This is a genomic window from Azospira sp. MPR-E4 (genome assembly GCF_058809645.1).
The window spans coordinates 27,902-40,708 of sequence record NZ_JBXAST010000017.1; the positions used below are offsets into that span (position 1 = coordinate 27,902).

The 12,807-nt window shown below is 65.3% G+C and carries 10 protein-coding genes and 1 other RNA gene; 6 read left to right on the forward strand and 5 right to left on the reverse strand.

Features of this window, described 5'->3' with window-relative positions; genetic code table 11:
* Nucleotides 1-159 precede the first annotated feature (159 nt).
* Genes AC1RTA_RS07500 through gyrA form a run of 5 tightly spaced genes read right to left on the reverse strand, consistent with a single transcriptional unit; the run spans nucleotide 160 to nucleotide 7,952 of the window.
* Nucleotides 160-2,094 (reverse strand): bifunctional 3-phosphoshikimate 1-carboxyvinyltransferase/cytidylate kinase, encoded by a 1,935-nt coding sequence (locus AC1RTA_RS07500; RefSeq protein WP_492784387.1) that lies wholly within the window; start codon nucleotides 2,092-2,094, stop codon nucleotides 160-162.
* 48 nt (nucleotides 2,095-2,142) lie between these two features.
* Nucleotides 2,143-3,015 carry a prephenate dehydrogenase gene (locus tag AC1RTA_RS07505; protein WP_492784388.1) on the reverse strand — a complete coding sequence of 291 codons (873 nt, stop codon included), beginning with the start codon at nucleotides 3,013-3,015 and terminating at the stop codon, nucleotides 2,143-2,145.
* Between the two features lie 57 nt (nucleotides 3,016-3,072).
* Complete coding sequence (gene pheA / locus AC1RTA_RS07510) at nucleotides 3,073-4,197, reverse strand: prephenate dehydratase (RefSeq protein WP_492784389.1); 1,125 nt, start codon at nucleotides 4,195-4,197, stop codon at nucleotides 3,073-3,075.
* 3 nt (nucleotides 4,198-4,200) lie between these two features.
* Complete coding sequence (gene serC, locus AC1RTA_RS07515) at nucleotides 4,201-5,331, reverse strand: 3-phosphoserine/phosphohydroxythreonine transaminase (RefSeq protein ID WP_492784390.1); 1,131 nt, start codon at nucleotides 5,329-5,331, stop codon at nucleotides 4,201-4,203.
* Nucleotides 5,331-7,952 carry a DNA gyrase subunit A gene (gyrA, locus tag AC1RTA_RS07520; RefSeq protein ID WP_014237010.1) on the reverse strand — a complete coding sequence of 874 codons (2,622 nt, stop codon included), beginning with the start codon at nucleotides 7,950-7,952 and terminating at the stop codon, nucleotides 5,331-5,333. The genes serC and gyrA overlap by 1 nt, the downstream gene beginning before the upstream one ends.
* Before the next feature lie 266 nt (nucleotides 7,953-8,218).
* Between gyrA and AC1RTA_RS07525 the strand changes: the two genes are divergently transcribed.
* The 6 genes from AC1RTA_RS07525 (at nucleotide 8,219) to ssrA (ending at nucleotide 12,777) form a co-directional block, all read left to right on the forward strand.
* Nucleotides 8,219-8,860, forward strand: coding sequence for an OmpA family protein (locus AC1RTA_RS07525; RefSeq protein ID WP_492784391.1), 642 nt, complete (start codon nucleotides 8,219-8,221; stop codon nucleotides 8,858-8,860).
* Nucleotides 8,861-8,929: 69 nt separating this feature from the next.
* A complete protein-coding gene (locus tag AC1RTA_RS07530) occupies nucleotides 8,930-10,264 on the forward strand; it encodes a TRZ/ATZ family hydrolase (protein WP_492784392.1) in 1,335 nt (444 codons plus the stop codon).
* 82 nt (nucleotides 10,265-10,346) lie between these two features.
* Nucleotides 10,347-10,985 carry an outer membrane protein OmpA gene (gene ompA, locus AC1RTA_RS07535; RefSeq protein ID WP_287874076.1) on the forward strand — a complete coding sequence of 213 codons (639 nt, stop codon included), beginning with the start codon at nucleotides 10,347-10,349 and terminating at the stop codon, nucleotides 10,983-10,985.
* A 79-nt stretch (nucleotides 10,986-11,064) separates the two neighbouring features.
* A complete protein-coding gene (ubiG, locus tag AC1RTA_RS07540; RefSeq protein ID WP_014237006.1) occupies nucleotides 11,065-11,763 on the forward strand; it encodes a bifunctional 2-polyprenyl-6-hydroxyphenol methylase/3-demethylubiquinol 3-O-methyltransferase UbiG in 699 nt (232 codons plus the stop codon).
* Entirely contained in the window at nucleotides 11,756-12,415 is a 660-nt protein-coding gene (locus AC1RTA_RS07545; RefSeq protein ID WP_492784393.1) for an HAD family hydrolase, read from the forward strand. The genes ubiG and AC1RTA_RS07545 overlap by 8 nt, the downstream gene beginning before the upstream one ends.
* 38 nt (nucleotides 12,416-12,453) lie before the next feature.
* Nucleotides 12,454-12,777: a transfer-messenger RNA gene (gene ssrA, locus AC1RTA_RS07550) on the forward strand.
* The last annotated feature ends 30 nt before the right edge of the window (nucleotides 12,778-12,807 follow it).

Consider the following 12,807-nt stretch of genomic DNA (forward strand, 5'->3'; position numbering starts at 1 on the left):
AGGTTGAACACCGCCACCGTTCCCCCTTCCTTCCGGCACCCTGCCCGACAGCGGGCGAAAAAATGCGGGAAAAAGGTTCCCGCTTCTTCCAGGAAGTCCGAACGCGAAAGGAATTTCCGATCAGGCTGACGAGGCAGAGGCGTGGAACGGTGACACCAGTCAGGATGCCGAACCGTACCAGTCGAGGACCTGGTCGACCGCCTGGTCGATGGTAAGCCCCGAGGTGTCCAGCAGGACGGCATCCTCATTCTGCTGCAAGGGCGCCACGCTCCGCTCGCTATCGCGGCGGTCGCGCTCACGCAAATCCAGCAAAATGGCCTGCATGTTAGCAGGGAACCCTTTGCCGATCAACTGCTTATAACGCCTTTCCGCCCGTACCTCGGCAGAGGCGGTGAGAAAGACCTTGAGCCGGGAGTCGGGGAAGACCACGGAACCGATATCCCGGCCATCCCCCACCAGGCCGGCGCCGCAGCGGAAGACCCGCTGGCGGAACAGCAGGGCGGCCCGCACCGCAGGCAGGGCGGCCACCTTGGAGGCGCCCTGGGAAATTTCCTCGGTACGGATGGCCCCCTCCACCTCTTCGCCGGCCAGGCGGATGGAGCCTTCGCCGAAGACCACTTCCAGGCCGGCGGCCACTGCCGCCACCCCGGCTTCGTCATCCCAGTCCACCCCGGCCCGCTGGGCGGCCAGGGCCGTGAGGCGGTAGAGGGCGCCCGAATCCAGATAGCCGAAGCCCAGGGCCGCCGCCACCCGGGCCGCCACCGTACCCTTGCCGGAGGCGGAGGGACCGTCGATGGCGATCACCGGCACGCTGCGGGTGACCGTGGCCAGACGCTCGAAATAATCGGGGAAGGTCTTGGCCACGCACTTGGGATCGTTGATGCGCAGGGGCGTGGCAAAGGCGGCCAGGGAGAAGCACATGGCCATGCGATGGTCATCGTAGGTGTCGATGGCGGCCGGTTTCAGGGCCGGCACCGGCGTCACTTTGAGGTAATCCGGTCCTTCCTCGACGATAGCCCCCAGCTTCTGCAGTTCGGTGGCCATGGCGGCGATGCGGTCGGTCTCCTTGACCCGCCAGCTGGCGATGTTGCGCAGCACGGTGGTGCCCTCGGCAAAGAGGCCGGCGGTGGCCAGGGTCATGGCCGCATCCGGGATATGGTTGCAGTCCAGGTCGATGGCCTGGAGCTTGCCGCTGGCGGGGCCCCGGGCCTCGATCCAGTTGGGACCCATCTCGATGCGGGCACCCATGAGGGCCAGGGCTTCGGCGAAGCGCACGTCGCCCTGGATGGAATCCTTGCCCACGCCTTCGACCCGCAGGGGACCGCCGCCGATGGCGCCGGCAGCCAGGAAATAGGAGGCGGAAGAGGCATCCCCTTCCACATAGACCGTGCCGGGAGAGACGTAGCGCACCCCAGCCGGCACCACGAAGGCCTGCCAGCCTTCACGTTGGACCTCCACACCGAAGCGGGCCATGGTGGCCAGAGTGATTTCAATATAGGGCTTGGAAATGAGCTCGCCCACCACTTCCACCCGGGTTTCGACGCCGATCAGGGGCAGAGCCATGAGCAGGGCAGTCAAAAACTGGCTGGATACGTCGCCGCGGACCTGAAGCACACCGCCGGCGCGGATGGTTGCGGGGAAAATCTCCAGGGGCGGGAAGCCGTCGTTGCCCAGGTAGCGGACGTCGGCACCCAGCTGGCGCAGGCCGTCCACCAGGTCGCCGATGGGCCGCTCGTGCATGCGGGCCACGCCCTTCAGCACATAGTGACCGCCGGCCAGGGCCAGGGCGGCGGTGAGGGGACGAAAAGCGGTGCCGGCATTGCCGAGGAACAGCTCGGCCTCCTTCACCGGGAACGGGCCGCCGACGCCGCTGATCCGGTAGGCCTCGCCACCCAGGGACTCCACGCCCACACCCAGCTGCTGCAGGGCCTCCAGCATGCGTTCCGTATCGTCGGAATGGAGCAGGTCCCGCACCTCGGTGACGCCTTCGGCCAGGGCGGCCAGCAGCAGCACCCGGTTGGAAATGCTCTTGGAGCCGGGCAGGCGCACGGTGCCGCCGGCGGAAACGAAGGGAGCGAGGTCGAGGAATTCCATGGTCACAACAGCCTTGAGGGGCCGGCGGAGAAGCCCGCCAGCCGGGGGTTAGCGCTTGCCTTCGGCCCAGTCGCGACGGGCCGTGCGGGCGGTATCGAAAATTTCTTCCAGGCGGCGGCCATCGCCGGCAGCCAGGGCTTGGTGCAACTCGTCGAGCTGGGCCCGGTAGCTGTCCAGCTCCAGCAGCAGGGCGTCCTTGTTGGCCAGGCAGATGTCCCGCCACATTTCCGGGTGGCTGGCGGCGATGCGGGTGAAATCGCGGAAGCCGCTGGCGGCAAAGGTGAAGAACAGTTCCTTGTTTTCCCGCACCGCCAGGTCATGCACCAGGGCGAAGGACAGCAGATGGGGCAGATGGGAAACGGCGGCGAAGACCCGGTCGTGCTCGGCCGGCGTCAGTTCGTAGATCTGGGCGCCGCACCACTCCCAGGCGGAACGGACCTTGGCCACGTTGAGCACGGAGTTCTCGGGCAGGGGCGTCAGCACCACCTTGCGTTCCCGGTATAGGTCGCCCCGGGCAGCCGAGGCGCCGGAATTCTCGGCGCCGGCGATGGGATGGGCCGGCACGAACTGGCCGATGCGCTCGCCAAAGGCGGCCCGGGCCGCAGCCACCACGTCGCCCTTGGTGGAGCCGCCGTCGGTGACCACCGTCTCCGGCCCCAGATAGGGCACGATGCGGGCCATGATCTCGGGCATCTGACCCACCGGCGTGGCCAACAGCACCAGATCGGCATCGGACAACTCATGGGCCGGGTTGATGCCGGCCCGGTCGATCACCCCCAGCTCCAGGGCCTGCTGCAGGGACTTGGGACTGCGCCCGAAGCCCACCACCTCGTCCACCGCGCCAGCCGCCCGCAAGCCCAGGGCGAAAGATCCGCCAATGAGGCCCACACCGAAAATGACTACCTTGTTGAACTCGGCCATGACGCGCGCCTAGAGAGCTTGCTCGAAAAAACCCACGGAACGCCGGGGAGGAAGGTATCAGTAGACGGCGACCGGGTAGGACCCGAGCACCTTCAGGTAGGCCGCACGCCGGGCCAGTTCGTCCAGGGCCGCCTTGACCCGGGGTTCGTCCCGGTGGCCGTCCACATCGACGAAGAACACGTATTCCCACAGGGTATGGCGCGCCGGCCGGGATTCCAGGCGGGTCAGGGAGACACCCGCGTCGGCGAAGGGCACCAGCAGGGTATGCAGGGCCCCCGTATTGTTGGGAATGGACATGATCAGGGAGGTCTTGTCCTTGCCCGCCGTGGAAGGACCGGCGTCGTGGCGGCCCAGCACCACGAAGCGGGTGGTATTGTTGGGCTCGTCCTCGATGCTCTCGGCCAGCCGGGGCAGGTCGTAGCGGTCCGCCGCTGCCTCGCCGGCGATGGCCGCAGCCCCCTCTTCCTGGGCCGCCATCTGGGCCGCCTGGGCATTGCTGCCGACGGAGATGCGGGGCACGTTGGGCAGGTTGCGGTTCAGCCATTCATGGCACTGGGCCAGGGACTGGGCGTGGGAGTAAACCTTGGTCACCTTATCCAGGGACGGGGCCTTGGTCAGCAGGTGCTGGTGGATGCGCAGCACCACCTCGCCACAGATTTTCAGGGAAGTGCCGAGCAGCAGGTCCAGGGTACGGCCGACGGCGCCTTCGGTGGAATTTTCCACCGGCGCCACGCCGTAGTTGGCATGACCGGCTTCCACTTCGCGGAAAACATCGTCGATGGAAGCCTGGGGCAGAAGCCGGGCGGCATGGCCGAAATGCTTGGTGGATGCGCTTTCCGAGAAGGTGCCCAGGGGCCCGAGGAAGGCGATGCCGAGGGGCTGCTCCAGGGACAGGCAGGCCGACATGACCTCGCGAAAGAACCAGGTGACGCTGTCGCTGGAAAGGGGCCCCTGGTTCATGTCCTGGATGCGGCGCAGGACCTGGGCTTCCCGCTCCGGGCGGTAGATGAAGCCGGCGTCGCCATGGCGGGCCTTGATCTCGCCCACCTGCTGGGCACAGCGGGCGCGGCGGTTGAGCAGGTCGAGCAACTGGGCATCGATGGCATCGATGTCCGTGCGCACCACGGACAGCTCGGCCAGCAGGGAGTCCTTGCCGTTGTCGCTATTCTGGCGGTCGCTCATGGTTCAGGCCCGGGACTTGGCGAAAGCGTCCATGTACACCACCAGGGCGCGAACCCCGTCCAGCGGCATGGCGTTGTAGATGGAGGCACGCATGCCGCCGACGGACTTGTGTCCTTTCAGGGCCAGCAGGCCGGCTTCCTTCGCGCCTGCCAGGAACTCCGCATCGAGGGCGGCATCCCGCAGGGTGAAGGGCACGTTCATCTGGGAACGGCAGGCCGGGTCCACCGGATTGCGGTAGAAGCCGTCGCTGCCGTCGATGGCGGCGTAAAGCAGGCGGGCTTTCTCGGCGTTGATGCGGGCCATCTCGTTGATGCCGCCAATGCGCTTCAGCCACTGGAACACCAGCCCGGCCACGTAGATGGCGAAGGTGGGCGGGGTGTTGAGCATGGAGTCGTTCTCGGCCATGACCGCGTAGTCCAGGACCGTCGGCAGACTGGCCGGGGCCTTGCCCAGCAGGTCCTCGCGCACGATCACCAGGGTCAGACCGGAAGGGCCGATATTCTTCTGGGCACCGGCATAGATGAGGCCGTAGCGGGAAACGTCCATGGGCCGTGAGAGGATGTGGGAGGACATGTCCGCCACCACCGGCACCCCGGCGGGAACGCCGGCCAGGAAGGCAGCCTCGTCCAGCAGCTCGACGCCGTGGATGGTTTCGTTGGTGCACAGGTGCAGGTAGGCCGCATCAGCGTTGACCTGCAATTCGGCAGAGGCCGGCAGACGGGTGAAACCGTCGGCCACGGCAGCCTTGTCTTCCGTGCTGGCGATGCAGCGGGCGGCGGTTTCACCGCAGACCCGCTGGGTTTCCTTGAAGGCCTTCTTGGACCAGGAGCCGGTGACGATGCAGTCGGCCGGCTGCTTGTCCTTAACGCCGGCCAGCAGGTTGAGGGGCACCTGGGCGAACTGCTGGGTGGCACCGCCCTGCAGGAACAGCACCTTGTAGTTGGCCGGGATGCCCATCAGCTCCCGCAGATCGGCTTCGGCCCGCTGGGCGATGGACGTGAATTCCTTGCCCCGGTGGCTCATTTCCATGACGCCGCAACCGGCGCCCTGCCAATCCAGCATTTCGTCCTGAACCTGCTCCAGCACCTCGGCGGGCAAAGCCGCCGGGCCGGCACTGAAATTCCACAAACGCATTACGCTTCCTCGCTGGCAGCGCTGTCCTCGCCGCCTTCAAGCATTTCGCCGTCCGCCAGTTCGTCGCCGGCCTCGGCATCGGTATCGCCTTCGCTTTCCGCCACCTTTTCCAGGCCGGACAACTTCTCGCCCGCATCCAGGGAAATCAGGGTGACGCCCTGGGTGGCACGACCCAGTTCGCGAATCTCGGCCACCCGGGTGCGAATCAGCACGCCGCCGGTGGTGATGAGCATGACCTCGTCCGCATCGGTCACCAGCTTGGCAGCGACGATCTTGCCATTACGCTCGCTGGCGGCAATGGCCATGACGCCCTGGGTGCCGCGGCTGGAACGACGGAAGTCGCCCAGGCGGGTGCGCTTGCCGTAGCCGTTCTCGGTGGCCACCAGCACGGTTTCCTCTTCGCTTTCGGCCACCAGCAGGGAAATGACGCTCTGACCTTCCTGCAGCATCATGCCGCGCACGCCGCGGGACTGGCGGCCCATGGGGCGCACCTGATCCTCGCCGAACCAGACAGCCTTGCCGCCGTCGGAGACCAGCACGATGTCGCTCTGGCCGGTGGTCAGGTCGGCACCGATCAGGTAGTCGCCCTCATCCAGATCGACGGCGATGATGCCGGCCTTGCGGGGATTGGAGAAGTTGGCCAGGGAAGTCTTCTTCACGGTGCCCTGGACGGTGCACATGAAGACGTACTTGTCGTCGGAGAATTCCTTCACCGGCAGGATGGCGTTGATCTGCTCGCCCTCTTCCATGGGGAACATGTTGATGATGGGCTTGCCCCGGCTGATGCGGCTGCCCTGGGGCACTTCATAGACCTTGAGCCAGTAGCAGCGGCCCCGGTTGGAGAAGCAGAGGATGTAGTCGTGGGTGTTGGCGACGAAGAGGTGATCGACGAAGTCGTCATCCTTCATGGCCGCCGCCTGCTTGCCGCGGCCGCCGCGGCGCTGGGCCCGGTAATCGGCCAGGGGCTGGGACTTGATGTAGCCGGTGTGGGACAGGGTCACCACCATGTCCTGGGGCGTGATCAGGTCTTCGATGCCCAGGTCCTGGGCGTAGGCCACGATCTCGGAGCGACGGTCGTCGCCGAACTGGTCGCGGATGGCGGTCAGTTCCTCGCCGATGATCTCGGTGACGCGCTCGGGGCGGGCCAGGATGTCCATCAGGTCGGCGATCTTCTCCAGCAGTTCCTTGTAATCGGCGACGATCTTGTCCCGTTCCAGGCCGGTCAGGCGCTGCAGACGCAGTTCCAGGATGGCCTGGGCCTGGGCTTCGGTGAGGCGGTAGCCCTGGGCGGAGAGGCCGTACTCGGGCGCAATGCCTTCGGGACGGGTGGCATCCAGGCTGGCCCGGGCCAGCATTTCGGTAACGGTGGCGGAAACCCACATGCGGGCCATCAGCTCGCGGCGGGCATCGGCCGGAGTGGGCGCGGCCTTGATCAGGGCGATGATTTCGTCCACGTTGTCCAGGGCCACGGCCAGGCCTTCCTGGGTGTGGGCCTTTTCCCGGGCCTTGCGCAGTTCGAAGACGGTACGGCGGTTGAGCACTTCGCGGCGGTGGGCGAGGAAGCACTCCAGCATCTGCTTCAGGTTGAGCAGGCGCGGCTGGCCATCCACCAGGGCCACCATGTTCATGCCGAAGGTGTCCTGCAGCTGGGTCATCTTGAACAGGTTGTTCAGGACCACCTCGGGCATCTCGCCCCGCTTCAGTTCGATCACCACCCGCATGCCGGACTTGTCGGACTCGTCCCGCAGGTCGGAGATGCCTTCGATGCGCTTTTCGTTGACCAGCTCGCCGATCTTTTCCAGCAGGGTGCGCTTGTTAACCTGGTAGGGCAGCTCGTCGATGATCAGTGCCTGGCGGTTGCCCTTGTCCAGGTCTTCCACGTGGGTCTTGGCCCGCATCACCACCCGGCCGCGGCCGGTGCGGTAGCCCTCGCGCACCCCGGCGACGCCGTAGATGATGCCGGCGGTGGGGAAGTCGGGGGCCGGAATGATGTCGATCAGCTCGTCGATGGTCAGGTTCGGGTTCTGCAGCAGGGCCAGACAGGCGGCCACCACCTCGCCCAGGTTGTGGGGCGGGATGTTGGTGGCCATACCCACGGCGATGCCGGAGGAGCCGTTGATCAGCAGGTTGGGGATGCGGGCCGGCAGGATCAGGGGCTCCTGCTCGGAGCCGTCGTAGTTGGGGCCGAAGTCGACGGTTTCCTTGTCGATGTCTTCCAGCAGCTGATGCCCGATGCGGGCCATGCGCACTTCCGTGTACCGCATGGCAGCAGCGTTGTCGCCGTCCACCGAACCGAAGTTGCCCTGGCCGTCCACCAGCATGTAGCGCAGGGAAAAGTCCTGGGCCATGCGCACGATGGTGTCGTACACCGCCGTATCGCCGTGGGGGTGGTACTTACCAATGACGTCGCCGACGATACGGGCGGACTTCTTGTAGGCCTTGTTCCAGTCGTTGCCCAGTTCATGCATGGCAAACAGGACCCGGCGATGCACGGGCTTGAGGCCGTCCCGCACATCCGGCAGCGCCCGACCGACGATCACGCTCATGGCGTAATCCAGGTAGGAACGGCGCATTTCCTCTTCGAGGCTGATTGGCAGGGTTTCTTTGGCGAATTGATCCATAGGTCTCGGGCGGCCGCCGGAGCGGCTCTGGGAGGATTTCCGGTGGAAATGAAGGGGGAGATTCTAGCACGCCGGCCTCCCCGCCGTCAGAACGCCCCCACGGCCGGGGATATCCCGGCGGAATCCCTTCCCGCTCCGCCGGAATCGGTTGTATCCCCCGAAAATCTTTGGTTAAATCGCCCATACATTGCCGTATGTGCAATGGTAGGCAAAGAAAGGCCCCCTAAGGCCACACCTGAGACACCACCCACGAGGAGGGACAAATCTTGAAAAAGCAGAACCTGACCACCATCATCGCCGCCCTGGGCGCCTTCGCCTGTGCCGCCCCGGCCCTGGCCCAGACGCCAACCGCCGCCTATCTCACCGACACCCGCAATGTGGTGGCCAAGAGCGGCTTCGGCCTGTGCTGGCGCACCAGCGCCTGGACCCCGGCGGCCGCCCTGGCCGAATGCGATCCGGACCTGACCAAGGCAGCCCCCGCAGCCGCCGCACCGGCCGCCGCCGCAGCCGCCAAGAAGTGCGACTTCACCGTCACCCTGCAGAGCGACGAGCTCTTCACCTTCAACAAGGCCGCCCTTACCGGCGCCGCCCAGAAGCGCCTGGACAGCGACGTGGTGGCCAAGCTGGGCTCCTGCGCTTCCGTCTCCATGATCATGATCACCGGCCACACGGATCGCCTGGGCTCCCAGGCATACAACCAGAAGCTGTCCGAAAAGCGCGCCGATGCAGTCAAGGCCTATCTGCTGAAGAAGGGCGTGCCGGCCGACACGGTGGACACCATGGGTGCCGGCAAGACCCAGCCGGCCCAGGGCGTCAAATGTGATGACTCCCTGCCCCGGCAGAAGCTGATCGCCTGCCTGGCGCCCAGCCGCCGCGTGGTGGTCGAGGTCAAGGGCAGCGCCAAGTAACAGCAGTTGCAGACAGACGCCCCGCCCCATACGGCGGGGCTTTTTTGTTCACTTACCACCCCACACCCGATGACCTCCTCCCCCACTCCCGCCGACAACATCGACCTCCTGATCGAGGCGCGCTGGATCATTCCGGTCAGACCCTTCGGCGTCACCCTGGAAAACCATGCCGTCGCCGTCAGCGGAGGCAACATCGTCGCCGTGCTGCCCCAGGCGGAGGCCCGGGAACGCTTCACTCCGCGCAAGACGGTACGTCTGGGCGAACAGCTACTGATTCCCGGTCTGGTCAATCTGCACACCCACGCAGCCATGAGCCTGCTGCGCGGCCTGGCCGACGACCTGCCCCTGATGACCTGGCTGCAGGAGCACATCTGGCCGGCAGAGGGACGTTTCGTCTCCCGGGAGTTCGTCCGCGACGGCACTCTGCTGGCGGCAGCCGAAATGCTGCGGGGCGGCATCACCTGTTTCAACGACATGTACTTTTTCCCCCGGGAAGCGGCCGCCGCCGCCCAGCAGATGGGGATGCGGGCTGCCCTGGGCCTGGTGGTGCTGGACTTTCCCAACGCCTACGCCAGCGGCGCCGAGGACTACCTGGAAAAAGGCCTGGCCGCCCGGGACGACCTGCGCAACGAAGCCCTCCTCTCCTTCTGCCTGGCCCCCCATGCGCCGTATACGGTTTCCGACCAGACCTTCGAGCGCATCCTGCCCCTGGCAGAACAGCTGGACATTCCGATCCACCTGCACCTGCACGAAACCACGACTGAAATCGAGGAAAGCCTGAAGCAATACGGCGTACGTCCCCTGGAACGCCTGCGCCGCCTGGGACTGGTGGGCCCCGGCCTGATTGCCGTTCACGCCGTCCACCTGCAAGCGGCAGAAATTGCCCTGCTGGCCACCCACGGCTGCTCCGTTGCCCACTGCCCGGCCTCCAACCTCAAGCTGGCCAGCGGCATCACCCCTGTTGCCGAACTGCTGCAAGCCGGCGTCAATGTCGGCATCGGCACCGACGGCGCCGCCAGCAACAACCGCCTCGACCTCCTGGCCGAAATGCGCCTGGCCGCCCTGCTGGCCAAGGGCGCCAGCGGCAACGCACAGGCCCTGGGCGCCCACCAGACCCTGCAGGCTGCCACCCTTGCCGGTGCCCGGGCGCTGGGCATGGAAGACAAAATAGGTACAATTGAGTCTGGCAAAGCTGCCGACCTCTGCGCCATCGACCTTTCATCCCCCGAACTTTCCCCCTGCTACGACCCCGCATCCCACGCCGTATATGCGGCCGGGAGGGAGCATGTCTCCCACGTCTGGGTTGCAGGGCAATTAAGGGTGGAGAACGGCTCCCTGTGCGGAATCGGGAAAAATGATTTGATCAGCCTTGCCAAAGTATGGCAGAATAAAATTCGAGATTAGTCTCGGGCCGAACCCACGCAAAAATAAGGGGTTGCGCCGTTGCTGATTCAGCTGCCTTTCACGAACACGAGGTAAAAGAGAGATGACCAACAAATTCGCCAAAAAGTCCCTGCTGGTTCTGCTTGCCGCCGGCCTGAGCCTGGGCGCCACCATGGCCCAAGCCCAAACCACCGACAAGGGTGCCTACCTGACCGATACCCGTAACGAAGTTGCCCGCAGCGGTTTCGGCCTCTGCTGGCGCACCGGCTACTGGACCCCCGCCGCCGCCATCGCCGAGTGTGATGGCGATCTGGTGAAGGCCGGAGCCGCTGCCAAGGACGCCGGTGGCGTCAAGCCCGTCGGCGCCAAGATCACCCTGTCCGCCGACGCCCTGTTCGACTTCGACAAGGCCGTGCTGCGCGCCGAAGGCAAGTCCAAGCTGGACGAGCTGGTGACCAAGGCCAAGGAAATCAACCTGGAAGTGATCATCGCCGTGGGTCACGCTGACCGCATCGGTAAGGATGCTTACAACCAGAAGCTGTCCGAGCGTCGCGCTGCCGCCGTCAAGGAATACCTGGTGAGCAAGGGCATCGAAGCCAACCGCGTCTACACCGAAGGCAAGGGCGAAAAGCAGCCCGTGACCGCCGGCAAGTGCGGCAAGAGCGAAAAGAAGACCAAGGCCCTGATCGAGTGCCTGCAGCCTGACCGTCGCGTTGAAATCGAAGTGATCGGCACCAAGTAATCCTGCGCCGTTCCTGTAAAAAGCCCTGCATTCGCAGGGCTTTTTTCTTTCCTAGCCTCTCCCTTGCCATATTTCAGCCATGATTAACGCCGATCCCAACGAACTGCAGAAATTCAGTGACCTGGCCCACCGCTGGTGGGACCCCAAGAGCGAGTTCAAGCCGCTCCACGACATCAACCCCCTGCGTCTCGACTGGATCGACGCCAATGTGGGGCTGGCCGGCAAGAAAGTGCTGGATGTGGGATGCGGCGGCGGTCTGCTCAGCGAGGGCATGGCCGAACGGGGCGCCCAGGTGACCGGCATCGACCTCTCGGAAAAGGCCCTCGGCGTCGCCCGCCTGCACCTGCTGGAAAGCGGCCGCAGCGTGGACTACCGTCACATCTCCGCCGAGTCCCTGGCAGCCGAAATGCCGGGCAGTTTCGACGTGGTCACCTGCCTGGAAATGCTGGAGCACGTGCCGGACCCCGCCAGCACGGTGGCGGCCTGCGCCAGGCTGGTCAAACCGGGCGGCCAGGTCTTCCTATCCACCCTCAATCGCAATCCCAAGTCCTACCTGCTCGCTGTCATTGGCGCCGAGTATCTCCTGCAGATGCTGCCCAAGGGCACCCACGACTACGCCAAATTCATCAAGCCATCCGAACTGGCACGTCATTGCAAAGCCGCAGACCTGGAAGTGGCCGAAATCATCGGCATGACCTACAACCCCTTCACCCAGCGCTACAGCCTGGGTCGAGACACTTCGGTGAACTACCTGCTGCGCACCGTGCGCAATGCCTGAGGCGGTACTGTTCGACCTGGACGGCACCCTGGCGGACACGGCTCCCGACCTGGGAGCCGCGCTCAACCGGGTGCGCCAGGACTACAACCTTCCGCCCCTTCCCCTGGCCACCCTGCGCCCCCACACCTCCCAGGGAGGCAGGGGCCTGTTGCGAGTCGGCATGGGCGTTACCCCTCAGGATGACAGCTACGCCGAGCTTTACCGCCGCTTCATCCAGCACTATGAAGAGCGGCTCTGCCACCATACGGCACTGTTCCCGGGCATGGCCGAGTTGCTCGCACAGCTGGAACAACGCCGCATTCCCTGGGGCGTGGTCACCAACAAGAGTGAGCGCCTGACCCATCCGCTGCTGCAACAGATGGATCTGGCTCACCGCTGCGCCTGCATTGTCTGCGGCGACTCGACCCCCAACCCAAAGCCGGCACCTGATCCCTTGCTGCTGGCAGCCCAATTGCTGGGTCTGCCCACCCAGGACTGCTGCTACCTGGGCGACGACCTGCGGGACATCCAGGCCGGCAACGCCTGCGCCATGATGACCATCGGCGTCCGCTGGGGCTATCTGGGCACGGAACACCCGCCGGAGACCTGGGGCGCCGACCACCTGATCGACCACCCCGACGAAGTATCGCCCCTACTCCGCCCGCCCCGCTGAAAGCCGTCGCCTCGCCACGCCGGGATTACGGCAGATATCAGACCACCGCCCCTTGAAGTTCCGGGGGGCAGCCCCCATAATGCTGACCATGGTTGTAATTCCGGCAATCTGGAGGCGTTCTGGACGCGGGTTCGATTCCCGCCACCTCCACCTAAGAGTTTCGGAGAGTTCTTAGGTGGGGGTGTACTGGCTTCGACAGGGCGGGCAAAGGTGCGCAGGCAACTCGTCAGGCGATCGACGTTAATGAAGCAAATCTCCAAACGCCAACGATGAGCGTTTCGCAATCGCCGCTTAAGGCTTTTGCCGAGGCTGCTTGAGCCTTGTTACCAAAGAAAAGCCGGTGGGGACTTCGGTCCCCATCGTTATTTCCAATTCCCCAAATGTAGCTTCCC

Coding starts and splice junctions, on each gene's coding strand:
- AC1RTA_RS07500 (WP_492784387.1), bottom strand. CDS start 2,094: ATGGAATTCCTCGACCTCGCTCCCTTCGTTTCCGCCGGCGGCACCGTG.
- AC1RTA_RS07505 (WP_492784388.1), bottom strand. CDS start 3,015: ATGGCCGAGTTCAACAAGGTAGTCATTTTCGGTGTGGGCCTCATTGGC.
- pheA (WP_492784389.1), bottom strand. CDS start 4,197: ATGAGCGACCGCCAGAATAGCGACAACGGCAAGGACTCCCTGCTGGCC.
- serC (WP_492784390.1), bottom strand. CDS start 5,331: ATGCGTTTGTGGAATTTCAGTGCCGGCCCGGCGGCTTTGCCCGCCGAG.
- gyrA (WP_014237010.1), bottom strand. CDS start 7,952: ATGGATCAATTCGCCAAAGAAACCCTGCCAATCAGCCTCGAAGAGGAA.
- AC1RTA_RS07530 (WP_492784392.1), top strand. CDS start 8,930: ATGACCTCCTCCCCCACTCCCGCCGACAACATCGACCTCCTGATCGAG.
- ompA (WP_287874076.1), top strand. CDS start 10,347: ATGACCAACAAATTCGCCAAAAAGTCCCTGCTGGTTCTGCTTGCCGCC.
- ubiG (WP_014237006.1), top strand. CDS start 11,065: ATGATTAACGCCGATCCCAACGAACTGCAGAAATTCAGTGACCTGGCC.
- AC1RTA_RS07545 (WP_492784393.1), top strand. CDS start 11,756: ATGCCTGAGGCGGTACTGTTCGACCTGGACGGCACCCTGGCGGACACG.